The following is a 22,744-nucleotide window of genomic DNA, read 5'->3' as shown; positions in this document are numbered from 1 at the left end:
CGGCAATTCTGGGGCATTTTCGCACCGGCGGCACAAGGCGCGACACCGACAGGAAGATTGCCCGCCGCCGGAACCTCTGCAACAGTTCCGGACATGACAACGCCCGTGACCCTGCCGCTTTGGTTGTTCGTCCTGATCCTGGCCTTTGCCACGGTCACCTTTGCCTCGCATTTCCTGTTTCCGTCTGTCCGCTGGTTTTTCCGCCGCCGGCTGGAACGGGCGGTGGCACGGCTGAACCGGCGGTTGGCGCGTCCGATCCAGCCCTTCAAACTGCTGCGCCGGCAGGACATGATCCAGCGCCTGATCTACGACCCGCAGGTGACGCAGGCGATTGTCGATCACGCCCGCGAAACCGGCGTGCGCGAAGACGTGGCGTTTCAGCAGGCGCGCAGATACGCCCGCGAAATCGTGCCCAGCTTTTCCGCGATGACCTATTTCGGCTTTGCAACCCGCGCCGCCAAGGCGCTGTCGCAGGCGCTGTATCGGGTGCGGCTGGGCCGCTATGACGAGGCCGCGCTGAAAGGGGTAGACCGTGACGCGACCGTGGTTTTCGTCATGAACCACCGGTCGAACATGGATTACGTTCTGGTCACCTATCTGGTCGGGGATCATTCCGCCCTGTCCTATGCGGTGGGCGAATGGGCGCATGTCTGGCCGATGTCGCACCTGATCCGGTCGATGGGGGCGTTTTTCATCCGGCGCAAGTCGCGCAACGCGCTCTATCGCCGGGTTCTGGCGCGCTATGTCCAGATGGCGACGGCCAATGGCGTGACGCAGGCGCTGTTCCCCGAAGGCGGGCTGTCGCTGGATGGCGCATTGGCCGAGCCGAAACTGGGCCTGCTGAAATACCTGACCGACGATCTGGACCTGTCGGATCGCGACCTGATCTTCATTCCCGTCGCGCTGAACTATGACCGGGTGTTGGAAGATACCGTGCTGATCCGCGCGCACAAGGCGGGCACCCGCCGGTTCCAGGCCCGGATCAGCAAGGTTCTGGGCGCGGTGCTGAAACAACTGTGGTTGCGGATCACCCGGCGCTTCCACCGGTTCGGCTATGCCGCCGTCAGCTTTGGCACCCCCCTGTCGCTGCGCGCCTTCCCTGCGGGGCAGGCGTCGCCCGACCTGCTGGCCGAAACCCTGATGGCCCGCATTGCCGAGGTGGTGCCGGTGCTGCCGGTGCCGCTGGTCGCGCATCTTTTGTTGCACCATGGCCCGATGACCGTGGACGCGTTGAGGCACCGGTTCGTCGATACCATCGCCGGTTTGCAGGATGGTCACATCCACCTTCCGCGCGGCGATGCAGCCTATGCCGCCAAGGTCGGATTGCGCGCCCTGACCGAACGCGGGATCGTACAGGACAGCAGTGAAACCGTACAAATCGCCCCTGGGCGGCGCGATCTGGCAGAGTTTTACGCCAACTCCATCCGGCATCTTCTGTAATTTCTGCGAGTGCAGTGGGGTTTCTGCATCCGCTCGGTCATAAAATTACAAAAAGTCGGCAAATCTTGTTGCAATGTTGCGAGGCCGCGGATATTTCGATGAAAACCCCGCGATTCTGCATCGCGGCACAGGCACAACATCAAGACGTTTGACCACAGGAGGCCCCGATGGCTCTGGATACGCAAACCGGTATCGCCGCTTACGAAGCGCCGGAAAAAGACCTCTATGAAATCGGCGAACTGCCGCCCTTGGGCTATGTGCCCAAGAAGATGTACGCGTGGGCGATCCGCCGCGAACGTCACGGCGAACCGATGCAATCCTTTCAGCAGGAAGTGGTCGATACCTGGGAAATCGACAGCCACGAAGTGCTGGTTCTGGTGATGGCCGCGGGCGTCAACTACAACGGCGTCTGGGCCGGCCTGGGCGTTCCGATTTCGCCCTTTGACGGGCACAAGCAGCCCTATCACATCGCCGGGTCCGATGCGTCCGGCATCGTGTGGAAAGTGGGTGACAAGGTCACCCGCTGGAAGGTCGGCGACGAGGTTGTCATTCACTGCAACCAGGACGATGGCGACGACGAAGAATGCAACGGCGGCGATCCGATGTTCTCTCCGACCCAGCGGATCTGGGGCTATGAAACCCACGACGGGTCCTTTGCCCAGTTCACCCGCGTGCAGGCCCAGCAGCTGATGCCGCGCCCCAAGCACCTGACCTGGGAAGAAAGCGCTTGCTACACGCTGACGCTGGCCACCGCCTACCGGATGCTGTTCGGCCACCACCCGCATGAACTCAAGCCCGGCCAGAACGTGCTGGTCTGGGGCGCGTCGGGCGGCCTTGGCTCCTATGCGATCCAACTGGCCAACACCGCCGGTGCCAACGCCATCGGTGTGATTTCCGACGAATCCAAGCGCGATTTCGTTCTGGCGCAGGGTGCCAAGGGTGTCATCAACCGCAAGGATTTCAAGTGCTGGGGCCAACTGCCCACCGTCAACACGCCGGAATACAACGAGTGGCTGAAAGAGGCCCGCAAGTTCGGCAAGGCGATCTGGGACATCACCGGCAAGGGCGTGAACGTCGACATGGTCTTCGAACACCCGGGCGAAGCGACCTTCCCGGTCTCGACCCTGGTGGTGAAAAAGGGTGGCATCGTGGTGATCTGCGCCGGGACCAGCGGGTTCAACTGCACCTTCGACGTGCGCTACATGTGGATGCACCAAAAGCGCCTTCAGGGCTCGCACTTTGCCAACCTGAAACAGGCCGCCTCGGCCAACCGCCTGATGATCGAACGCCGTCTGGATCCCTGCATGTCCGAGGTCTTCCCCTGGGCGGAAATCCCCCAGGCGCACATGAAAATGCTGAAGAACGAGCACAAGCCGGGGAACATGGCAGTGCTGGTGCAGGCGCCCAAGACCGGGCTGCGCACCGTCGAAGACGTGCTGGAGGCAGGCCCGGCCGCCTGATCGGCCGCCCTTCCAGCGTCAATGCCCCGGGGAGAGGAGCCCCGGGGCATTTTTCGTTTCCAGCCCCGCGCGCCGCGCCGGATCGGTTTGCATATGGCGCCCGTCGCAGCGGCGCACTAGGGTGCGCCCATGTCGAAACCGCCCGTCATCTATTCCGAAGACCAGGCCGAGGCCCATGACCGCGTGACCGCCTTGCTGCGGCAAGCCGGCGTCGACCTTGACCATGGCACCAACCTGCCGCAACGCGACAGCCACGCCGCGGTGATGGCGCTGATCGGCAAGGCCGGGTCGGGCAAGACGCTGTTGCTGGCAGAACTTTACAAGGCCCTGGAAGCCGCCGGGGTCGAGGTGGTCTCAGGCGACTACGAATCCCGTCGCAAGAAGGACGACCGCCGCACCCTGGCGATCCTTGCGCCCACCAACAAGGCGGCCAGCGTGCTGCGCCTGCGCGGCGTGCCCGCGACCACGATCCACCGCATTCTTTACACCCCGGTCTATGACCCGGAATACGAACGCATCGCCGAATGGCTGATGGGCAACGGCGACCAGCCCGAGATCGAGGGCCTGACCGAAGAGGCGCTGACCCGCGCGAAACTGTCCTTCGAAACCCACAAGTCGATCCCCGCCGCACTGGCGACCGCCGGGCTGCGCGGATCGGATTTCATCACCGGCTGGAAACGCCGCGAAGACCCGCTGGACATCGGCTTCATCGACGAAGCCTCGATGCTGGACGACCGTCAATATGCCGACCTGCAGGAAATTTTCCCGACGCTGGTGCTGTTCGGCGATCCCGCGCAGCTCGCCCCGGTGAACCAGTCCGGCGCGATGGTGTTTGACCGTCTGGCCGACAGCCAGAAGATGGAACTGCACCGCATCCACCGGCAAGAGGCCGACAACCCGATCCTCGACCTTGCCCACGCGCTGGCCGATCCGGGCCTCAGCTTCGAGGATTTCGAACGCATGGTCGAGGATGTGGCCCGCCGCGACGACCGCGTGGTCTGGGGCCATCGGGTCGAGGTCGACCTGATGGCGCGGTCCCCGGTCCTGGTCTGGCGCAATGCCACGCGGATCCGGCTGATCAACGCGTTCCGCCAGGTCCATGGCGCGCCCGAGGACGATCTGCTGCCCGGCGAACCGCTGATCTGCGACGGCATCGAACTGCCGCTCAAGCACCGCAAACGCCGCATCGACCTGGAGGCACGCGGCCTGATCAAGGGCGCGCAGGTGGTCTATCTTGGCCCCGGACGCAAACCGGGGTTTTCACGCCTGCACGTCATGGGGGCCGAGGACCCGCAGGTGTCCGCCGCCTCGATCGTCAAGATCGAGAAACCGGACGAGGAAGAACCCTTCATCCCCTATGCCGCGCGGATGGGCGCCACCTTCCTGCACGGCGCGGCGGTGACGATCCACAAGGCGCAGGGCTCGCAATGGGATACGGTGCAGGTCTTCGCCCCCGATCTCTATGCCGCCGCCCGCGCCGGACGGATCGAGGCTGGTCAGCCGCTGTGGAAACGTCTGGCCTATGTCGCCATCACCCGCGCACAGGACCGCCTGATCTGGGTGGTGCGCAACCGCCTGTCCCGCCCCACGGGACCGTTGCAGGTCGACGATCTGCGCGCAGCCCCTGCCGCGGCGCTGTCGCTGGAAGCCGAGATCGACGGGATCTGAGACTGGTTTCGGATCGGGATGACCCCGATCCGACCGGGGCGGCCGCGCTGCGCGCGGCCGCATGGGGGCTCTGCCCCCAATCCCCCGGGATACTTGCAGCAAGATGATGTTAAAGACAGGACTTTTCGTCTTTGGTTTTACAAATACCTCGGGGGTATGGGGGCAGCGCCCCCATTCTTTTCCGCGATCACAGCTCGACGACCAGCTTCCCGGTGTTGCCACCCTCCAGCAGTGCCGCAAAGGCGGCGGGCATCTTGTCGATCCCCTGCACCACGTCCTCGAGATAGGCAATTTCGCCCGCGGCCACCTTCGGGCCGACCTCGGCCAGGAAGGTGTCGAACTTGTCCCAGTGGTCGTAGACGATGAAGCCGTTGATGCTGAGCCGCTTGACCAGAACGGACCGCCACAGCATCGGCAGCCGGTCGGCGCTGTCTTCCAGTTCGTTGTACCAGGCGATGGTGCCGATCACCGGGATGCGGGCAAAGGTGTTGAGCAGCGGAATCACCGCTTCCAGCACCATGCCCGCGACGTTTTCGAAATAGATGTCGATGCCGTCTGGTGCGGCCTCGGCAATCGCGGTGTGCAGGGCGCTGGCAGTGTCGAACGCGCGGTGGTCGATGGCGGCGTCAAACCCGAAGGTCTCGGTTGCGATCCGGCATTTTTCGGCCCCGCCGGCAATGGCGACCGTGCGCATGCCCGCCGCCTTGGCCAGTTGCCCGACCATCGAGCCCACCGGTCCGGTCGCCGCGGCCACCACCAGCGTTTGCCCGGCCTTGGGCCGGCCATAGGCGTTCAGCGAAGCCCAGGCGGTGAAGCCCGGCATCCCCAGCACCCCCAGCGCGGTCGAGGGCGGCAGGCTGTCGTCAAGCTTGCGCAGGGCCGATCCGGACAGGCAGGCGTGGGTCGCCCAGCCGGTCACGCCGACCACCAGATCGCCCACGGAAAACCGCGGGTCGTTGGTGGCAACCACGCGGCCCACGCCTTCGCCGGTCATGGTTTCGCCGATCCCGACCGAAGGGGCATAGCTTTTCACGTCGTTCATTCGCCCGCGCATGTAGGGGTCCAGCGACAGGTGGCTGACCTCGACCAGCACCTCCCCCGGGGCGGGATCGGGCAGGTCCATGTGATCAAAGGCGAAATCCTCGGCCACCGGGGCGCCTTGCGGGCGCCGGGCCAGGGCAATGCGGGTCATGCGGTTTTTCATCTTTGCTTCCTTCTGCCGGGACGTCACCGGATATTCGGGCTTGCGCCTTGCCGGGTAAGTAGTTTCGAATATCATCGGGCATTGCAAGCGGATGGCAAGGGAGGGTTGGATGCAGGGCATGATGATGATGAGGCCATTGTCGATCATTTCGATTCTGGCTTACGCGGCAGAGGCGCATCCCGGGGCCGGGATCGTGTCGGTCCGGACCGAAGGCGACATTCACCGCGAAACCTATGCCGAGGCTTACGGGCGCACGGCGCAGCTGGCGCAGGGGCTGGCCGGGCTTGGTGTGCAGCCGGGGGATCGGGTCGCGACGCTGGCCTGGAACGGCTACCGCCATTTCGAACTGTATTACGCGGTTTCCGGCATGGGGGCGGTCTGCCACACGATCAACCCACGACTGTCGGCGGAACAGATGCTTTATATCATCGGCCATGCCGGGGACACGGTGCTGTTCACCGACCTGACCTTCGTGCCGATCCTGAACGCCCTGCGCGACCAGTTGCCCGCAGGGCTGAGACTGGTGGTGATGACCGACCGGGCGCACATGCCCGAGGGCGATTTCCTGTGCTACGAAGACCTGCTGGACGGCCAGCCCGAGAGCTATGACTGGCCCGACCTGCCCGAAGAGACCGCCGCGGGGCTGTGCTATACCTCTGGCACCACCGGGCATCCGAAGGGCGCGCTGTATTCCCACCGCTCCACCGTGCTGCACGCGATGAGCCTGGCCATCACCTTGCCGAAATCGCTGCATGAGGGGGCGCGGATCCTGCCGGTGGTGCCGATGTTCCACGTCAATTCCTGGGGTCTGCCCTATGCCGCACCGCTGGTTGGCGCGTCGCTGGTCATGCCCGGGGCGAAGCTGGACGGGGAATCTCTGTTCACGCTGATGGACGCGGAAAAGGTCAGCGCAAGCTGGGGGGTGCCCACGGTCTGGCTGGGCCTGAACGCCGAGATCGCAAAGCAGGGCCGCCCGCCCGAAGGGCTGCGCCAGGTCGTGATCGGCGGCTCGGCCGCACCGCGCAGCATGATCGAAGGCTTTGAAAAGGCGGGCATCGACGTGTGCCACGCCTGGGGCATGACGGAAATGAGCCCGGTCGGCACCCATGGGCAATTGTCGGCCTCGATGCCCGGTCTGTCGTTCAAGGAAAAGATGGACCTGAAGCAGAAGCAGGGGCGCCGGGTCTATGGTGTCGACCTGAAGATCGTGGATGAGGATGGCAACCGTCTGCCGCATGACGGCAAGGCGGCGGGCGAACTTTACGTCCGCGGCAATGCGATCATCTCGGGCTATTTCAACAACGCCGAGGCCAGCGCCCAAGCGATCGACGCGGAAGGCTGGTTCGGCACCGGCGACGTGGCCAGCATCGACCCCGACGGGTTCCTGTCGATCCAGGACCGTGCCAAGGACCTGATCAAGTCGGGCGGCGAATGGATCAGCTCTATCGACCTGGAAAACATCGCCATGGCCCACCCCGCCGTTGCCAACTGTGCCGTGATCGCCGTGCCGCATCCGAAATGGGATGAACGGCCGCTTCTGGTGGTGGTGTGCGCCGGTGACACGCGCCCCGAACTGGCCGAGATCCACGAAATGATGCTGGAACACATGGCCAAGTGGCAGCTGCCCGATGACATGGTTTTCGTCGACGAACTGCCGCTGACCGCAACCGGCAAGGTGTCGAAACTGACCCTGCGCTGGCAATTCGCCGACCACTCCTTGCCGGGCTGACATCCGTATGACCGCAGACCTCTTTCGCAGCCTCGCCCCGCGCGTGTCCGACTGGTTCGTGCTGGATCAGGCGCGTGTGCAGGCCTTTGCCGATGTGACAGAGGATTGGCAGTTCATCCACCTTGACCCCGAAAAGGCGGCGCAGACGCCCTTTGGCGGAACCGTTGCGCATGGCTTTCTGACGCTGTCGATGCTGTCGGCCATGTCCTACCAGATCATGCCAGAGGTGCCGGGTGTCAGGGCCAGCGTGAATTACGGGTTCGACCGCATCCGCTTTGTCTCTCCTGTCAGGGTCGGCAGCCGTATCCGGGGGAGCTTTACCGTGGCCCATGTCGAAGAAGGCGAAGGCCATCTGAACGTCAGTTGGGACGTGATCGTTGAAATCGAAGGCAAGGACCGCCCGGCATTGGCCGCCCAGTGGATCACCCGCCTGCAATTGGAGGACTGAACATGGATCTGGGGATGACGGACCGGGTGCGCCCGCTGGTCGAACAGGTGCGCCGCATGGTCGAGGACGAGATCGCGCCGCTCGACACCGAATTTCAGGCGTTGGTGGGCACCCATCCCAGCGGCGACCGGTTTCAGCACGTCCCGCGCCAGCTGGAAATCCTCGACGGGCTCAAGACCTTGGCCAAAGAGCGCGGGTTGTGGAATTTCTGGCTGACCGACAGCGACCGGGGCTATGGGCTCAGCACCGTCGAATACGCCTACCTGGCCGAGGAAATGGGCAAGGTCGGCATCGCCGCCGAGGTGTTCAACTGCAACGCCCCCGATACCGGAAACATGGAGGTGCTGGAACGCTACGGTGAACAATGGATGAAGGACCGCTGGCTGGCCCCCCTGCTGAACGGCGACATCCGCTCGGCCTATGTGATGACCGAACCGGGGGTGGCTTCGTCAGACGCGGCGCAACTGGCGCTTGACGCCACGCGCGACGGCGACGATTTCATCCTGAACGGCGAAAAATGGTGGATCAGCGGGGCCGGGGATCCGCGGTGCGCGGTTTATATCGTCATGGCCTGCACCGATGCGGACGCACCGAAACACGCGCGCCATACCATGTTCGTCATGGATGCCGACACCCCGGGGATCGAGGTGTTGCGCCCGATGCAGGTCTTTGGCCATGACGACGCGCCGCACGGCCACATGCACATGCGGTTCACCAATGTCCGGGTGCCCGCGGCGAATATCTTCCTGGGCGAAGGCCGCGGGTTCGAGGTGGCACAGGGCCGCCTTGGCCCGGGCCGCATCCACCATTGCATGCGCGCCATCGGGCAGGCCGAAAAGGCGCTGGAGATGATGTGCCGCCGCGGTCTTGCCCGCGAGGCCTTTGGCAAGAAGATCGCCGAACTTGGCGCCAATTTCGACATCATCGCCAACGCCCGAATGGACATCGAAATGGCCCGCCTGCTGTGCCTGAAGGCGGCCTGGATGATGGACACTGCCGGGGTGCGCGCAGCGCAGCCGTGGATCTCCAAGATCAAGGTCGTGGCCCCGCTGACCGCCGGCCGTGTCATCGACGAGGCAATGCAACTGCACGGTGCCGCAGGGATCAGCCAGGATTTCGACCTGGCCCACATGTGGACCCATGTCCGCACCCTGCGCTTTGCCGATGGTCCCGATGCCGTTCATCGACGCCAGGTCGCCCGTGCCGAGCTGCGGAAATACCAGAACGAAAAGGTGTAGGCTGCCCGCCAGCCGACCCCGGCCGTGTGTGCGGCCGGTCACCCCGCCCGCAAGGTGCCCGACATGACCGATCTCGACCTCGCCCGCCTGACCCCCTGGCTTGCCCGAAACGTTCCCGGTTTCACCGGTCCGGTGACGCAGGTGACAAAGTTCGACGTGGGCCAGTCGAACCCGACCTTCCGGCTGGACACCGCGACGCAGGCTTACGTTCTGCGCCGCAAGCCACCGGGCGTGCTGCTGAAATCCGCCCATGCGGTTGACCGCGAATACCGGGTGCAAAAAGCACTGTCGATGCGCATGGAATGTGTATGCACTGTGCATGCCTTGTGCATGGACGACTCGGTGATCGGATCGGCCTTCTATGTGATGGATTTCGTCGCCGGGCGCAGCTTCCTCGACCCGTCGTTGCCGGGGCTGGAAATCGGCGAACGCAGCGCGATCTATGCCGAGATGAACCGTGTTCTGGCCGCGATCCACGCCGTCGATATCGTCGCTGCCGGGCTGGAAGATTTCGGGCCGCCGGGCAATTACTATGAACGTCAACTGGCCCGCTGGACCAAGCAATACCGCGCGACAGAGACCGGGCCGATTGCCGAAATGGACGCGCTGATTGACTGGCTGGGGCAGGCCATGCCGCCCGACGATGGCCAGCGCACGCTGGTGCACGGCGATTTTCGGATCGACAACCTGTTGTTTTCAAAAGAAGGTTCGCGCTGTCTGGCGGTGCTGGACTGGGAACTGTCAACGCTGGGCCACCCCTATGCCGACCTGGCGGGTGTCATCATGCAATGGCAGCTGCCGCCGGGCGAGGACGGGCGCGGGCTGGCCGGTGTCGACCGCGCCGCGCTGGGCATTCCGTCGGATGCCGATTTTGTCGCCAGCTATTTCGCCCGCCGTGGCCTGACCCCGCCCGAAAGCTTCGGCTTCTATGTCGCCTTTGCCTTCTTCCGGATGGCGGCGATCCTGCAGGGGGTCAAGAAACGCGCCCTTGACGGCAACGCCTCCAACCCTGAAAAAGCCCTGAAACTCGGGACTTACGTCCCCCGATTTGCAGAGCTTGGGCTGGAGGCACGCGACAGTTATGGATGAACGGTTCCGCGAAGAGCCCTATGCCTATTCCGCCCATATCGGCATGCGGATGGTGGATTGGTCCGAAGGCTATGCCAGGTTCGAACTGCCGCTGGAACCCTTCCTGCTGAACCGTCACGGCAACCCGCATGGCGGCGCGCATGCCTCGCTTCTGGACACGGTGATGGGTTATGCCGGGTGCTGGACGGGGGATCCCGACCGGCTGCAGATGGCGCTGACCCTGTCGCTGAACGTGCAGTACCTGTCACGGCCCAGGGGCGCGGTGTTCATCGCCGAGGGCTGGCAGACCGGCGGCGGCAAGAGCACGTTCTTCGCCGAGGCCGAGATGAAAGACGAGACCGGCGAGCTGATTGCCAAGGCGACCGGTGTGTTCCGGTATCGCAAGGGCTGACATCGGCGCCCGTGAAGCGGGTGGAATTCGAGTATTTGTAGAAAGATGAAAGGGTTGGCGGCGCGTCAGTACCCGGCGGCGCGGTCGACGAGGTGGAGGAAGCCGTGCCCGTCTTCGCCGCGACGGATGTTTTGGGCGATGACGCGGGCGGCGCTGTCTGGGCGGGTTTCCGAGGCGATATGCGGGGTGACGGTGACCCCGGGGTGGGCCCAGAACGGGTGATCCTGCGGCAGCGGTTCGACGCGGAACACGTCCAGCGTGGCGTGGCCGACCTGGCCTGTATCAAGCGCGGCGATGAGCGCGTCGTCGTCGATCAGCGGGCCGCGACCGGGGTTGATGAGGACGGCGCCCCTGGGCAGCAGGGCCAGCGAGTCGGCGTTCAGCGTGTTTTCGGTTTCCGGCGTGTCGGGTAGCAGGAGCACGACGATCTGCGCGGTCGCAAGCGCGCGTCGCAAGCCGTCTTTCCCGTGTTCGTTGGCCAGGCCCGGCAGGGATTTCGGGCTGCGGCTCCAGCCGGTGACCGGGAAGCCCAGCGATGTCAGGGCGGCGGCGCAGGCCTGGCCCAGAACGCCCATCCCGAGGATCGTGACCGGGCGTTCGCGCGACAGGGGCGGGGCGACCGACTGCCAGAGGTGGTCGGGGTTCACGATATGGGCATCCATGCCGAGGTGATGGCGTAGAACGTGGCCGGTGACCCATTCGACCATGCCCTGGGTCAGACCTTCGGCGTCGACCATGCGGGTCAAGGGGACGGTCAGGGTTGGGTTGCCGGTGATCGCCTCGACCCCGGCCCAGATGTTCATCACCGCCTTCAGCCGTGTGTAGGGGGTGAAATCCTGCACCTCGGAATTGGGGGCATAGACAATGTAATCGACGTCTTCGGGCAGAAGATCCGTTTTCAGGACGTAGTCGAGCCCGACGTCCGACAGGGCGGTGGTCAGCGGCGTTTCGTACTGCGCCCAGCGTTCGGGGCGGGCGGCGAACAGGATGTTGATCGGCATGTTACCTCGGGCGGTGGATATGGGCGCTTTGGACCAGGCCGAAGCCCAGCATCAGCACCAGCATGGCGGAGCCGCCGTAACTGACCAGCGGAAGCGGTACGCCCACGACCGGAGCAAGGCCCATGACCATGGACATGTTGACGGCGAAGAACAGGAAGAAGGTCAGCCCGACGCCAAGTATCATCAGGGAGGAGAACCTGTCGCGGTTCTGCATCGCCGAGGCGATGCAGAACACCAGGATCAGCAGGTAGAGGATCAGCAGGGAGACCCCGCCGACAAAGCCGAATTCCTCGGCCAGGGTGTTGAAGATGAAGTCGGTGTGCTTTTCCGGCAGGAAGTTCAGGCGGCTTTGCGTCCCTTGCATGAAGCCCCGGCCGGTCCAGCCCCCCGAGCCCATCGCGATCTTGGCCTGGGTGATGTGATAGCCCGCGCCAAGCGGATCGGAGGAGGGATCGAGGAAGGTGTCGATGCGCTTGAACTGATAGTCTTTCAGCAGCTGCCAGTCGGTGCCCCGGCTGGTGAAGACGGCATAGACCAGCCCGCCACCCGCCGCGATCACCACCGCGAAATAGGCCCAGTGCACGCCGGCGATGAACATCATCAGCCCGCCGGCGATGATCAGCAGCAGTGCGGTGCCAAGGTCGGGTTGTTTCAGGACAAGTACGGTGGGCAGCAGGATGAAGAACACCGGGACAAGCACCCAGAACAGGCGCGAGGTCTTGTTGACCGGCAGCCAGTCGTAATAGGCGGCCAGGAACACCACCAGTGCGATCTTGGTCAGTTCCGATGGTTGCAGCCGCATGAACCCAAGGTCGATCCAGCGCTGCGCGCCCATTCCGACGGCACCGAAAAATTCCACGTAGACAAGCAGCAAGACCGAAATGCCATAGGCCACGGCGGCCATGTTGCGCCAGAACCAGATCGGGACCATGGCGACGGCGAACATCACGGCCAATCCAAGTGCAAAGCGTTTCATTTGAGGCTCGGCCCATGGGGTCAGAGACCCGCCCGCCACGGAATACAGCATCAGGAAGCCGACGCCCGCCACCGCCGTCAGCAGCACGACGATGGGCCAGTTCAGGTACAGCACCTTGCGATAGCCGGCGGGGACCGACTTTACCGTATATTCAAGATAGCTCATGCGCGGCTCTGGCCGTTGGCGTCACGTTCTTCGCGTTCGCGCCTCAGGCGGTCCTGCAACGCCTCGATCCGCGGCCGGTCGGCCACCGGGTAGGCGTCAAGCGGCGGGTCGCCGCCATACAGCGCCTGCAATGTCACGTCGCGTGCAATGGGGGCCGCGGCGGTCGAGCCGCCGCCGCCGTGTTCGACGACCACCGACACTGCGTAGCGCGGTTTGTCGAAGGGGGCGAAGTTCACGAACAGCGCGTGGTCGCGCCGGTTCCAGGGCAGGTCCTCGTTCCGGGTCACACCACGACGGCGTTCGGCCTCGGTGATGTTGCGGACCTGGCTGGTGCCGGTCTTGCCCGCCATGCGGAAATCGTCAGCGATGATGCGCGACCGATAGGCGGTGCCGCGGCGGTTGTTCGACACCGCGTACATCCCGCGCCGGATCTGGCGCATGTGGTTTTCGTTGAAGCCCAGGGGCGCGCCGACGCCATGGGGCGTTTCGACCCCGTCGATGGATTTGATCAGGCGAGGGGTGACGACCTTGCCGGTCGCGATGCGCGCAGTCATCACCGCCAGTTGCAAGGGCGAGGTCAGGACGTAGCCTTGGCCGATCGAGGTGTTCACCGTGTCACCGATCAGCCATTCGGACCCGCGTTCGCGCATTTTCCAGTCGCGGCTGGGGTTGATCCCGGCGGATACGGCCGACATCGGTACGTCATGTGCGACGCCAAGGCCCAGCCGGTCGGAGATTTCGTGGATCTTGTCGATACCGACCTTGAGCGCGAGATCGTAGAAATAGACATCGCAGCTTTCGCGCAGGGCCTGTTCCAGCGTCATGTGGCCGTGGCCGGCGCGTTTCCAGCAGTGAAACTTGCGGCCCGACACCTCAAGATGGCCGGGGCAATAGACCGTGTCGTCCGGCGCGATCAGTCCGGCATCCAGCGCGGCCAGCGCGGTGACCATCTTGAAGGTGGAGCCGGGTGGATACGCATCCTGAACGGTTTTCGATGCGAGCGGACGGTGGTCGTTGTCGCGCAGCAGGCTGTAGTCGGCCACGGAAATGCCGCGCACGAACAGGTTCGGGTCATAGGTCGGGGCCGAGGCGATGGCCTTGATATCCCCGTTTTCCAGGTCAAGCACCACGGCGGAGGCGCTTTCTTCGCCCAGCCGGGCCTGGACATAAGCCTGCAGGTCGGCATCCAGCGTCAGTTGCAGGTCGGCCCCGGCTTCGCCCTCGCGGCGGCTGAGTTCGCGCATGACGCGACCGACGGCATTGACCTCGACCTGCTTTGCACCCGCACGGCCGCGCAGGGCGTCTTCCATCTTGGCTTCGACCCCGACCTTGCCGATCTGGAAGCGCGGGATGCGCAGCAAGGGTTCGGGTTCGTCATAGCGGGCAAGGTCGCGGTCGCTGACCGGGCCGACATAGCCCACGACATGGGCGAAGTCTTCTTTCCGGGGATAGACGCGGGACAGGCCGACCTCTGGCGTGACGCCGGGCAGGGCGGGGGCGTTCACCGCGACGCGGCTGATTTCGTCCCATGTCACCCGGTCGGCGACGGTCACCGGCAGGAACGGGGCGGACCGTTTCATTTCGGTCAAAGCGCGGTTCAGGTCGTCCTCGTCCAGTTCGACCAGGGTCGACAGGCGCGCGATCACGGCGTCCACGTCTCCGGCGTCTTCGCGGACCATGGTGATGCGGTAGGACGGTTCGTTTTCCGCAAGGGGCTTGCCGTTGCGGTCGAAAATCCGGCCCCGGGCGGGGGGGATCAGGCGGATGTTGACGCGGTTTTCCTCGGCCAGCAGGCGAAATTCATCGGCCTGGTCAACCTGCAAGTGGCGCATCCGCATCGCCAGGACGCCGCCAAACGCCAGCTGCGTGCCCGCCAGCAAGAGCCCGCGGCGCGAGATCTTGCGGAAGCTTTCTGCCGTGTCTTTGGGCGAACGTCGCATCGGTTATCCAAGAGCCTCGAGGTCGCCGGGTGCAAGCCGACGCACCCTGAAGATAAAATGGCTGACCAAAACCACCAAGGGGTAGATCAAAATCGTGAACCCGGCCTGTGTCGCCGCAAGGTGCAGCGGCCCGGGATCGGCCACGGTGATCGCCATGATCAGCCGATAGGCCACGACCATCGCGATCATCGCCCCGGCAAAGCCCAGCCATTCGACGGCAAAGCCACGCTCATGATGGCCGCGATCATGCGAGCGCGCCCATTCGACCACGATCAGCGACAGCGCGGCCCACAGCCCCGGGGGCCGTTGCAGCAGGAAATCGGCCAGCAGGAACACGGTCGCCGCAGCAAAGGTGGGTACGTAATCCGGGCGGCGTTCGCTCCAGACAAAGCTGAGCGCCAGAAGCAGGTCGGGCGGCGCCCAGGCCATCGGAGTGGTCCGCAGCGGCAGCAGGTCAAAGAAGACGATGAGCAGGCACAGCAGCAGATACATGCCGCGCATCGCCCACAGCCGCGACTGATGCGCGTCAGCCATCGTTGCCGTCCTTTTTGGGCGGGGGGGCGTTGTCGGGCAGGTCTTCGGGCAGGATCAGGGCGCTGGGCTGATCGACCTGGCGGGCCCCGTGGTCGCGCAGCACTCGCAGGAATTCCAGCCGCTCGTAGTCCGCTGCCAGCCGCACCCGCAGCCGCCCGCCGGGATCCTTGGCAACCTGCCCGATCAGCAGGCCGGGTGGGAATACGTCGCCATCCCCCGAGGTGACGATACGGTCGCCGGGCAGCACAAGGTCGGGGTTTTCCAGAAAGTCGATCGGTGGGGCAGAACTGTTGTCGCCCACGATCAGCGCGCGCTGGCCCGACGACTGGATGATCACCGGTACACGGCTGGCGGTGTCGGTCAGCAGGATCACACGGCTGGTGTTGGCGCCGACCCCGGAAATCCGGCCGACGACGCCGATCCCGTCCATCGTCGCCCAGCCATCTACGATGCCATCGCGCGAGCCGACGTTGATCAGCACGGTCTGCCGGAAGAGCGATCCGCTGTCGGCCAGAACCACGCCGGTGATATAGGTCAGGCGCGGGTCCAGCTGGACGTTGTTGAGGTCGCGCAGACGGGCGTTTTCCTGTTCGAGCTGCTGCGCCGCTTCCTTCCAGGACGTCATCGTGCGCAATTCGCGCCGCAATTCCTGGTTCTGTTCGTAGATGCTTTGATAGCTTTGGAAGTCCCGCAGCAGCTTGACCGTGGCGGTGACCGGCGCCATCGCCCAATCGAAACTGGGCAGCACGCTGTCGATCACCTGGGCACGGAACCGTTCGACGCGGGGGCTGTCGATGCGCCAGACCAGGAACAGCCCGAACAGGCACAACAGCAGTACCCCCAGAAACAGCCGTTTCAGAGGGCCGGTATAGTCTTCGGTCCTGTTACGCTCTCTTGCCAATGGTCCCCCTTGGCAAAACGGTGATGCGGTTAGCTGTCGTAGTCAATCGCGTGGCGCAGTTGCTTTTCGTATTCCAGCGCCTTGCCGGTGCCCAGGGCCACGCAGTTCAGCGACTCGTCGGCGATGGACACAGCCAGCCCGGTCTGTTCCCGCAGCGCCAGGTCCAGATCGCCCAACAGCGCGCCGCCGCCGGTCAGCATGACGCCCCGGTCGACGATGTCGGCCGCCAGGTCCGGCGGGGTGGCTTCCAGCGCGGTCATCACCGCTTCGCAGATGGCCTGCACCGGTTCGGACAGCGCCTCGGCCACCTGGGCCTGGCTGATTTCGGTTTCCTTGGGCACGCCGTTCAACAGGTCGCGGCCCCGGATCAGCATCGAACTGCCGCGCCCGTCGTCAGGCATGCGGGCGGTCCCGATCGAGGTCTTGATGCGTTCGGCGGTGGCGTCGCCCACCAGCAGGTTCTGTTGACGACGCAGGTAGTTGATGATCGCCTCGTCCATGCGGTCCCCGCCGACGCGGACGGACCGGGCGTACACGATGTCCCCCAGCGACAGAACCGCCACTTCGGTCGTGCCGCCACCGATGTCGACAACCATGTTGCCGGTCGGGTCGGTGATCGGCATCCCTGCACCGATCGCGGCCGCGATGGGTTCGGGGATCAACCCGGCCTTGCGCGCGCCTGCGGACAGGACCGACTGGCGGATCGCGCGTTTTTCCACCGGGGTCGCACCATGCGGGACGCATACGATGATCTTGGGCTTCGAGAAGGTCGAACGCTTGTGCACCTTGCGGATGAAGTGCTTGATCATCTCTTCGGCGACGTCGAAATCGGCAATCACGCCTTCGCGCATCGGGCGGATGGCCTCGATGCTGCCGGGGGTGCGGCCCAGCATCAACTTGGCGTCTTCGCCGACGGCCAGCACCTTTTTCACCCCGTCCTTGACGTGGTAGGCGACCACCGACGGTTCGGACAGGATGATTCCGCGACCCTTGACATAGACCAGCGTGTTCGCGGTCCCAAGGTCGATGGCCATGTCGGATGCGAACATGCCCATGAGTTTATCCATTCCAAACATTCCGGTTTCGCCTCGCTGGAAAAGTCAGATGGCCCGCGACTCGACAAGAGGCAGGCCGCTGGCGTTATAGGCAAGGTTTGACAGGCGCGAAAGAGGCGGATCAGGTCAAATCAGCGCGAAACCGCTTGTTTCGCTGCGGCGCAGCGCCGCCCGCCACAATATGAACAGAAATTCTTGTTTCCCTGTTTGGCAGTGCACGCAAGGAGCAGAAAAAAATGAGGATACTGGCGGTTGCGATGGTCGCGATCATGCTGGCGATTGCCGGTCTGACCTATGATCTGTTCACCCAGTATACACTGGCCAAGAACGCGGGGCGTTCCTTTGGTTTTGCGGACTATACCTCCAGCGTCAGCACGCGTATTGCCGGAACCGCGCCGGTCGCTGAACCGCCGGCCGGAATCGCAACCCAGGCAACCCCGGCAACGTCGGACGCTTTGGCCAAGAAATCCGGCGCAGTGTCGGCGTTTCTGTCGATGTTCTCTGGCAAGGGTAAAAGCGGGGACTCGTCCGGCACGGACGGGGGCGGCAGCAAGACCTTTGCTTCGTCGGGGGGCGCAAAGCCCGTGGTCGTCAGCCGCTCGGGCGGGTGCGGTGGCACGGCCTTCTGCAAGGTTGGCGGAAACTAGTCGTTTTCGGACGTATCCGCCGAAAGATTCCCGACGCTTCGTCGGTTTTGAGCCGCCAAATGTCGGCTGGGCTGTGCGGAAATTCTGTGGTCGGGTAAACCTCTGGCAATTCATATCCTCGTGCCGGAGTCGTCTGCCCCATGAAAACGCAAGTCAAAGCCCTGGTTGTCGGCGGCGGTGCCGTCGGGACCTCTATCGCCTATCACCTGGCCAAGGCCGGTTGGGACGATGTGATGCTGATCGAGCGGGACGAACTGACCTCGGGCTCGACCTGGCACGCGGCCGGTCTGCTGCCGCTGTTCAACATGTCCTACGCGACCACCCACATTCACCAGTATTCCGTCGATTTCTACAAGACGCTGGAGGAAGAGACCGGGCTGAACGCGGGCTTTGCGGTGGTAGGCAACCTGCGCATGGCACAGACGCAGGAGCGTATGGACGAATACATGCTGTATGCGTCGACCGCCGAAACCTGCGGCGTGAAATACGAATGGCTGACGCCCGAGCAGATCAAGGAACGCTGGCCGCTGATCGAAACCAGTGACCTGAAGGGGGCGATCTATCACACCGAGGACGGCTATATTAACCCCGCCGACGTGACCCAGGCGATGGCCAAGGGCGCGCGTCAGCGCGGCGTCGATATTGTGCGCAAGATTCAGGCCGATGCGTTCCACTGGACCGGCACCCATTGGGAAGTGACCTGTACCAAGATGGTCGAAAAGGGCGGCAACCTTGTGCCCAGCGACGAACAGGTGGTGATCACCGCTGAACATGTTGTGACCGCGTCCGGCAACCACGCGCAGCGCACGGCCAAGCTGCTGGGCATCAAGATGCCCGCGATCCCGGTCGAACACACGTTCATCGTCATGGACCAGGACCCTGAACTGGTGAAATGGCGCGCGGCGGGCAACCCGGAACACCCGGTGGTGCGCGATGCCGACAACGAATCCTATGCCCGTGAAGAGCGTGGCGGCTGGATCCTGGGGATCTACGAACACGGTGCGCCTGCACGGTTCGAATATGGCGTGCCGGACAGCTTCCGTGCGGACCTGTTCCCGCTGGACCTGGACCGGATCGCCGATCAGTACATGGCGATGGCCGAACGTGTGCCGTCCTGCGCCGAAAGCGGGTTGAAGGACGATTTCAACGGCCCGATCTGCTATACCCCCGATGGCAACCCGTTGGTCGGCCCGGCGCCGGGCCTGCGCAACATGTGGCTAGCCGAAGGGTTCAGCTTTGGCATCACCGCCGCGGGCGGCACCGGCTATTACCTGGCGCAGATGATGGTCGATGGCGAGGCCGAGATCGACATGGCATCGCTGGACCCCAAACGGTACAGCCAGAACTGGATGACGACCGAGTTCGCCGCGCGCAAGAACGAGGAATGCTACAGCCACGTCTACATCCTGCACCACCCCGATGAAGAGCGCGAAGCCTGCCGCCCGCTGCGCACCGCGCCGGCCTATGACCGTCAAAAGGCACGCGGCGCGCAGTTCGGGTTCGTGAACGGGTGGGAACGCCCGAACTACTATGGCCCGCTGGACGCGCCCGAGACTTTCGACAAGGACGCCTGCAGTTTCCGCCGCGGCGGCTGGTGGCAGTATGCCGTGGACGAGGCCAAGGCCATTCGCGAAGGCGTGGGCCTTGTCGATGCGACGGCCTTTACCAAGGACGTGGTCAAGGGCCCCGGGGCCACCCAGTTCCTGGACTGGTTCACCTGCAACAAGCTTCCCAAGGTGGGCCGCATCAACCTGACCTATGCGCTGACCGCCGCCGGCACGACGCGGACCGAATACACCATCGTGCGGCTGGCCGAGGACGAGTATTACCTGGTCTCTGCCGGGGCCTGGACAGAATACGATGCCGATTTCCTGAAGAAGGCGGCACAGGACAAGGCGCCTGACTTCGGCTATATCGAAATTCAGGACGTGACCACGCAGTGGGGCGTTTTCGCCGTTGCCGGGCCAAAGTCGCGCGACCTGCTGAACGACCTGGTCAAGGATGGCGATCCGTCGACGGTCCTGTCGAACAAGCGGTTCCCGTGGTTGTCGATGCGTAACATCGAACTGGGCATGTGCCCGGTGCGCGCGATCCGCGTGGCGTACACAGGCGAACTGGGGTGGGAACTGCATCACCCGATCGAGATGCAGACCTATCTGTGGGATCAACTGATGGCCGCAGGCGAAAAGCACGGGCTGAAACTGGTCGGCGCACGGGCGCAGAACTGGCTGCGGCAGGAAAAATCCTATCGCGCGTTCGGCAACGAGCTTGGCCGCGACGCGACTCCGTTGGAAGCCGACCTGCCGCGCTTTGTCGACCTGTCGAAAGACTTCAACGGCAAGGCCGCGATGGAGGCCAAAGGCATTCGTTCGAAGTGCTGCACGCTGTTGATCGACGGGCCGGCTGATGCCGATCCCTGGGGACGCGAAGCGCTGTACCTGAACGGCGAAAAGATTGGGCGCCTGACCTCTGGCGGCTATTCGGTGGTGTTCGGCAAGTCCATCGGGATGGGCTATGTAAAGCCGGAATTGGCAGTGCCCGGCACCAAGTTGCAGGTCAAGATGCTGGATCAGCTGTGGGAGGCGATCGTGGTCGAGGACAGCCCCTATGATCCCACCAACGCCAATATCCGCAAGGATGGCTAGAACAAACGGCGCGGGGTGATCCCGCGCCGTTTCGCTTCAAGGGCACCCTAACAAGGGACTGCGAAAAGGGCTCCCGGCCTTGGCCGGGAGCAGTGCTCAGGGCGTTCCCCTGGTCGGACCGGGGATCAGCCTTTGCGACCCCAGCCCTTGCCCTGACCCATGCCTTTGCCGTGGCCGCCACCCTGACCGCCCCCGCCGCAGCGCTGAAACGCCGGCAGGTGTTTTTGTTGGGAGGCGTCTCGCAGCGCAACGAAAATGCGCGTCAGTTCTGCGTCGCCGCGAGCGGCGGGCAAAAGATCGTCGTCATAAAGCCCGGCGTTGGCGATTTCCGCCTGAACCCCCACGGCACAGGCCTCGGCAAGCGACGCAGGCGCGTCGGGCATCGGCTTTGCGCCAGTCAGATAGGGGTTCGCCGGGGCTACGATGCCATGAGATTGCAGATAGCCGATCAAGGCGTTGGCGTGCCGGGCTTCGGCACGCTGGATGTTGGTGAAGGGGCGCACTGCGCCGAACCTGTCGATCACCGCCTGATAGGTTGCGTAGGCGTGGTATTCGTCGTCCAGCGCGCGCAGCGCTGCGGTGCGTTCGGCGCTTGTGATTGTGGCCGCATGGGTAGCGGGACTGGCAACAGCCAACAGGGCTGCCGCAAGCGCGACAGGTTTCATCGGTCTACTCCGGTTCCATGAAAAGGGCCGGGGAGTTACCCCGGCCCGTCGGGGATTACATCGCGAAGTCTGCGATGGTGACGACCCCGTCGCCGTTCTTGTCGACCGTCGCCAGCCAATTGGCGGCGCCGGCTTCGAACTCCGGCCCGGTCACGGTGCCGTCTCCGTTGGCGTCGTTGGCTTCCTTGCTCATGCCGTCAGCGATCATCTGGATCAGCGCACGGCCGGGGCCCTTGGGCATTTCGGCGATGTCATTGGCGCGGGCTTCGTCGAACATCACATGCTCTTCATCGTCGATCACGCCGTTTTCGTCAGAATCGAACGAGTAAAACACGTTGTTGCGCATTTCGGTCGCTTCTTCGACGGTGACGACACCGTCAGAATTCAGGTCCCAGTTTTCCATGAACTTGGTGGCTGCGGGGTTGCCCTGTGCCGCGGCAAAGCTTGCCGTGGCCAGAACGAGCGGGAGTGCAATCAGGGTGGATTTCATCGGTTCGTACTTTCTGACGGAGGGCAATCAGTTGCGGCCAAAATCGGCGACGGTCACAACACCATCGCCGTTGCGATCCATGTTTTCGAACCATACGGGAACAGAGGCGATGAATTCGTCGCGGGTGACTTCGCCATCGCCGTTTGCGTCGGTGAATTCGCGCAGCATCCCGTTGGCGGGGTTGCGCATGCCGTCAGCGGCGCCGTGGCCGTGACCCTGACCGCCACCCTGACCTTGGCCTTTACCCTGACCCTGGCCTTGACCGCCGCCATTGCCGTGGCCCATGCCGTTGTTTTCCATGTCGTTGGCGCGGGCTTCGTCGAACAGGTCGTATTCTTCGGCAGTCAAAATGCCGTTCTCGTCGCTGTCAAACGTCGTGAACACATCACCCCGGCGTTCGGTGGCTTCTTCCAACGTGACCTGACCGTCGCCGTTCAGGTCCCAGTTTTCCACGAAGTGACCACCGGGGTTGCCTTGCTGGGCGAAAGCCATGCCAGTGGACAGAACAAGAGCGGTGATTGCGAGGGGACGGATCATAGGGGATATCCTTCGTTTGTATTGTTGATTTGATATATCTTATACGAGGAATATGTCCCATCCCGTCGCGTACAGAATGTCGCACCTTTAGGCGGTAAATTCGTCAAATATTTCCAACGCTTTACCGGCATACATCAGGCCCGGGCCACCCGACATCTGGATGCTGGTGCCCAAGACTTCGACAACTTCTTCGCGGGTTGCGCCAACGCTGACCAGCGCCTTGGCGTGGCTGACGATGCAGGCTTCGCAACGCATGGCGACGGCGATGCCAAGGGCAATGAATTCCTTTTGCTTCTTGGACAGCGCACCATCGGCCGACGCGGCCTGTTCCATTGCAACGAATCCGGCGAAGGTGTCGGGAATGGCCTTGCGCAGGTTGCGCAGCTGGTTGCGTTTGGTGGCAAGATCTTCGGTTGCGGACATCGGGGGTCTCCTTTGACTGAATTTGGCTCTGAAAAACACGGGTGCCGCAATGCGGCATTGATCCGGATCAGATTGCAAGGGAAACTGTGGCCCGCCAC

General features: G+C 63.8%; 21 protein-coding genes. 10 read left to right on the top strand and 11 right to left on the bottom strand.

The annotated features are described in order from the left end of the window. The first annotated feature begins 93 nt into the window (after positions 1–93). From VK792_RS09580 to VK792_RS09570, 3 genes are all read left to right on the top strand, one after another. A complete protein-coding gene (locus VK792_RS09580) occupies positions 94–1,440 on the top strand; it encodes a 1-acyl-sn-glycerol-3-phosphate acyltransferase (protein WP_326297249.1) in 1,347 nt (448 codons plus the stop codon). Positions 1,441–1,607: 167 nt separating this feature from the next. After that, positions 1,608–2,900, top strand: a complete 1,293-nt coding sequence (gene ccrA / locus VK792_RS09575) for a crotonyl-CoA carboxylase/reductase (protein WP_326297248.1) — start codon at positions 1,608–1,610, stop codon at positions 2,898–2,900. Positions 2,901–3,029: 129 nt separating this feature from the next. Then, the gene (locus VK792_RS09570; RefSeq protein WP_326297246.1) at positions 3,030–4,568 is read left to right on the top strand and encodes an ATP-dependent DNA helicase; all 1,539 of its coding nucleotides are present in this window, start codon (positions 3,030–3,032) and stop codon (positions 4,566–4,568) included. A 187-nt stretch (positions 4,569–4,755) separates the two neighbouring features. Here the strand turns inward: VK792_RS09570 and VK792_RS09565 are convergent, their stop codons facing one another. After that, positions 4,756–5,772: an NADP-dependent oxidoreductase gene (locus VK792_RS09565; RefSeq protein ID WP_326297245.1), complete on the bottom strand. Its 1,017-nt coding sequence runs from the start codon at positions 5,770–5,772 to the stop codon at positions 4,756–4,758. 109 nt (positions 5,773–5,881) lie between these two features. On the opposite strand from VK792_RS09565, the gene VK792_RS09560 reads away from it, so the two are divergent. The 5 genes from VK792_RS09560 to VK792_RS09540 all read left to right on the top strand — a co-directional run bounded on the left by VK792_RS09560 (position 5,882) and on the right by VK792_RS09540 (position 10,667). Then, positions 5,882–7,501, top strand: a complete 1,620-nt coding sequence (locus tag VK792_RS09560; RefSeq protein WP_326297244.1) for a long-chain-fatty-acid--CoA ligase — start codon at positions 5,882–5,884, stop codon at positions 7,499–7,501. 7 nt (positions 7,502–7,508) lie between these two features. Continuing rightward, complete coding sequence (locus VK792_RS09555) at positions 7,509–7,949, top strand: MaoC family dehydratase (protein ID WP_326297243.1); 441 nt, start codon at positions 7,509–7,511, stop codon at positions 7,947–7,949. 2 nt (positions 7,950–7,951) lie between these two features. After that, positions 7,952–9,187, top strand: coding sequence for an acyl-CoA dehydrogenase family protein (locus VK792_RS09550; protein WP_326297242.1), 1,236 nt, complete (start codon positions 7,952–7,954; stop codon positions 9,185–9,187). Between the two features lie 63 nt (positions 9,188–9,250). Continuing rightward, the gene (locus VK792_RS09545) at positions 9,251–10,276 is read left to right on the top strand and encodes a phosphotransferase (RefSeq protein ID WP_326297241.1); all 1,026 of its coding nucleotides are present in this window, start codon (positions 9,251–9,253) and stop codon (positions 10,274–10,276) included. Continuing rightward, positions 10,269–10,667, top strand: a complete 399-nt coding sequence (locus tag VK792_RS09540) for a PaaI family thioesterase (protein WP_326297240.1) — start codon at positions 10,269–10,271, stop codon at positions 10,665–10,667. The genes VK792_RS09545 and VK792_RS09540 overlap by 8 nt, the downstream gene beginning before the upstream one ends. Positions 10,668–10,732: 65 nt before the next feature. Here the strand turns inward: VK792_RS09540 and VK792_RS09535 are convergent, their stop codons facing one another. From VK792_RS09535 to VK792_RS09510, 6 genes are read right to left on the bottom strand one after another with little or no spacing between them, the layout of a single operon-like run. Next, positions 10,733–11,668, bottom strand: coding sequence for a 2-hydroxyacid dehydrogenase (locus tag VK792_RS09535; RefSeq protein ID WP_326297239.1), 936 nt, complete (start codon positions 11,666–11,668; stop codon positions 10,733–10,735). A gap of 1 nt (position 11,669) precedes the next feature. Beyond that, on the bottom strand, positions 11,670–12,809 hold the full coding sequence (gene rodA / locus VK792_RS09530) for a rod shape-determining protein RodA (RefSeq protein WP_326297238.1): 1,140 nt from the start codon (positions 12,807–12,809) through the stop codon (positions 11,670–11,672). After that, positions 12,806–14,749, bottom strand: a complete 1,944-nt coding sequence (gene mrdA, locus VK792_RS09525) for a penicillin-binding protein 2 (RefSeq protein ID WP_326297237.1) — start codon at positions 14,747–14,749, stop codon at positions 12,806–12,808. Before mrdA ends, rodA begins: the two co-directional genes overlap by 4 nt. A gap of 3 nt (positions 14,750–14,752) precedes the next feature. Further along, on the bottom strand, positions 14,753–15,283 hold the full coding sequence (locus tag VK792_RS09520; protein ID WP_326297236.1) for a rod shape-determining protein MreD: 531 nt from the start codon (positions 15,281–15,283) through the stop codon (positions 14,753–14,755). After that, positions 15,276–16,184 (bottom strand): rod shape-determining protein MreC, encoded by a 909-nt coding sequence (gene mreC / locus VK792_RS09515; protein ID WP_326297235.1) that lies wholly within the window; start codon positions 16,182–16,184, stop codon positions 15,276–15,278. Before mreC ends, VK792_RS09520 begins: the two co-directional genes overlap by 8 nt. A 29-nt stretch (positions 16,185–16,213) precedes the next feature. Next, entirely contained in the window at positions 16,214–17,260 is a 1,047-nt protein-coding gene (locus tag VK792_RS09510) for a rod shape-determining protein (RefSeq protein WP_326297234.1), read from the bottom strand. 215 nt (positions 17,261–17,475) lie between these two features. On the opposite strand from VK792_RS09510, the gene VK792_RS09505 reads away from it, so the two are divergent. Then, on the top strand, positions 17,476–17,886 hold the full coding sequence (locus tag VK792_RS09505) for a hypothetical protein (RefSeq protein WP_326297233.1): 411 nt from the start codon (positions 17,476–17,478) through the stop codon (positions 17,884–17,886). A gap of 140 nt (positions 17,887–18,026) precedes the next feature. After that, positions 18,027–20,531, top strand: coding sequence for a GcvT family protein (locus VK792_RS09500; protein WP_326297232.1), 2,505 nt, complete (start codon positions 18,027–18,029; stop codon positions 20,529–20,531). A gap of 125 nt (positions 20,532–20,656) precedes the next feature. On the opposite strand, the gene VK792_RS09495 is transcribed toward VK792_RS09500, so the two are convergent. The 4 genes from VK792_RS09495 to VK792_RS09480 all read right to left on the bottom strand — a co-directional run bounded on the left by VK792_RS09495 (position 20,657) and on the right by VK792_RS09480 (position 22,646). Next, the gene (locus tag VK792_RS09495; RefSeq protein WP_326297231.1) at positions 20,657–21,196 is read right to left on the bottom strand and encodes a ferritin-like domain-containing protein; all 540 of its coding nucleotides are present in this window, start codon (positions 21,194–21,196) and stop codon (positions 20,657–20,659) included. Between the two features lie 55 nt (positions 21,197–21,251). Beyond that, positions 21,252–21,686: an EF-hand domain-containing protein gene (locus tag VK792_RS09490; RefSeq protein ID WP_326297230.1), complete on the bottom strand. Its 435-nt coding sequence runs from the start codon at positions 21,684–21,686 to the stop codon at positions 21,252–21,254. 27 nt (positions 21,687–21,713) lie between these two features. After that, positions 21,714–22,223 (bottom strand): EF-hand domain-containing protein, encoded by a 510-nt coding sequence (locus VK792_RS09485; RefSeq protein ID WP_326297229.1) that lies wholly within the window; start codon positions 22,221–22,223, stop codon positions 21,714–21,716. An 87-nt stretch (positions 22,224–22,310) separates the two neighbouring features. Further along, positions 22,311–22,646 carry a carboxymuconolactone decarboxylase family protein gene (locus tag VK792_RS09480; RefSeq protein ID WP_326297228.1) on the bottom strand — a complete coding sequence of 112 codons (336 nt, stop codon included), beginning with the start codon at positions 22,644–22,646 and terminating at the stop codon, positions 22,311–22,313. Between the last annotated feature and the right edge of the window lie 98 nt (positions 22,647–22,744).

The sequence above is a fragment of the Mesobacterium hydrothermale genome (genome assembly GCF_035818635.1).
Lineage (GTDB): Bacteria > Pseudomonadota > Alphaproteobacteria > Rhodobacterales > Rhodobacteraceae > Mesobacterium_A > Mesobacterium_A hydrothermale.
Note: the sequence above shows the minus strand (reverse complement) of the source record. Positions and strands in the feature narration are given on the sequence as shown.